This is a genomic window from Pectobacterium brasiliense (assembly GCF_013449685.1).
In the GTDB taxonomy this organism is placed as follows: Bacteria; Pseudomonadota; Gammaproteobacteria; order Enterobacterales; family Enterobacteriaceae; genus Pectobacterium; species Pectobacterium brasiliense_A.
Genome location: NZ_JACDSF010000161.1, coordinates 1 through 263, shown reverse-complemented (window position 1 = coordinate 263; position 263 = coordinate 1). Strand labels below are relative to the sequence as shown.

General features: G+C 51.7%; 1 protein-coding gene. It reads left to right on the top strand.

Going from position 1 to position 263, the window contains the following annotated elements; translation table 11 throughout:
- Window positions 1-31 precede the first annotated feature (31 nt).
- On the top strand, window positions 32-263 hold a 232-nt coding region (locus H0248_RS21840), incomplete at its 3' end, for a DUF2931 family protein (RefSeq protein ID WP_308415681.1).

Below are 263 nucleotides of genomic sequence, written 5' to 3'. Positions count from 1 at the left end.
CTTCTACGATCGTAAGCGGTACCGTATTACGGTGAGTTTACCCGCAGACCTAGCCCAGCAAATGCAGCAACGCTATCAGGTTGGCGAACGCCTTGAACAACGAAATCGGCTCTATTTTGGTCTGGCTCCCGGCGGTTATTATGAGGTGGTATTGATGGGGCGTGGGCTTGGCGTCAGTCCAGATCTCTTGCTTGCCCGTGGTATTGCCGAAGAGGTCACCGATGATTGGAGAGATAAGGCCATACCCTTGGAAAAACAATATG